1 protein-coding gene and 1 pseudogene are annotated in these 1,078 nt (G+C 40.0%); both read left to right on the top strand.

What is annotated here, in order from left to right:
• A pseudogene (locus tag DUT69_RS19010) lies at positions 1–401 on the top strand (class I SAM-dependent rRNA methyltransferase); the annotation flags it as partial.
• Positions 402–454: 53 nt separating this feature from the next.
• On the top strand, positions 455–1,078 hold a 624-nt coding region (locus DUT69_RS19005; RefSeq protein WP_113654860.1), incomplete at its 3' end, for a bestrophin family protein.

The raw sequence follows: 1,078 nt of genomic DNA, 5'->3' as shown, positions 1-1,078 counted from the left end.
CATTGAACCAATTTGATGCCAGCAAACATACTGCCATACAAAGTGATGTAAACAAGCAGTTACGTCAATTTAATGATGAGTTGCAGAAATTTGATGTGGTGGTGTTAGATCCTCCGAAATACGCACCGTCTCGCTCTGCGTTGGATAGAGCTGCTCGTGCCTATAAAGATTTGAACCGTCGTGGTTTGATGCTGTTAGAAAGCGGAGGCTTATTAGCTACTTTTTCTTGCTCAGGTGCAGTCGATATCGAAACCTTTAAGCAAATTATCGCTTGGGCGGCTTTGGATGCTGGTAAGGAAGTGCAAATCATCAAACAGTTTTGCCAGCCGGAAGATCATCCCGTAAGGCTCTCTTTTCCAGAAGGTGAATATTTAAAAGGCTTGTTGGTGCGTGTAGTATAAGCAAAACAATTTCTGTAAATTGGTGTTGAACAAACCAACAAACAGAAATACCAATGCTTCTTATCAATAATATTCGGCTGAGTAGAATAGTACGTAATACTTGGCAGGTAGATTTAATTATGATTGCTTCCTGCATGGGAGCTTATTTCATTCGCGAGTACCTAATTGCACACCATTTTTCTATCCCAACCATTATTCCAACGGTTTTAGGAACTGCAATTGCTTTTTTTATAGGTTTTAACAATAACCAAGCTTACGATAGATGGTGGGAAGCAAGAAAAGTTTGGGGAGGCTTGGTTAACGATTCTCGGTCTTTTGCCAGGAGTTTACTAAGTTATGTGCCGCAAAGCGAAGCAAATGATGTAATTGTGAAACGGATGATCCGCAGGCATATCGCATTTTTGTATGCACTTAAAGGCGCTTTATGGGGTGTAGCTGATACCAATTATCCTAAGTACTTGGATGATGCTGAATGGAAATATGTAGATAAACAAAGCAATAAGCACAATGCAATTTTGCACAAACAATCGGATGATTTAGAACTGCTCTCAAAAACCAACCAGGTTGATGGTTTTAGGTTCATCCAAATTAATGAAATGTTGGTGCGTTTTAGCGATGAGATGGGTATGAGCGAACGAATTAAAAATACGGTATTCCCAACTACCTACAGCTACCTC

Origin of the sequence: Pedobacter namyangjuensis (assembly GCF_003313325.1) — a bacterium.
In the GTDB taxonomy this organism is placed as follows: Bacteria; Bacteroidota; Bacteroidia; order Sphingobacteriales; family Sphingobacteriaceae; genus Pedobacter; species Pedobacter namyangjuensis.
The sequence above is the reverse complement of the archived record's forward strand: the minus strand, read 5'-3'. Positions and strand labels throughout refer to the sequence as shown.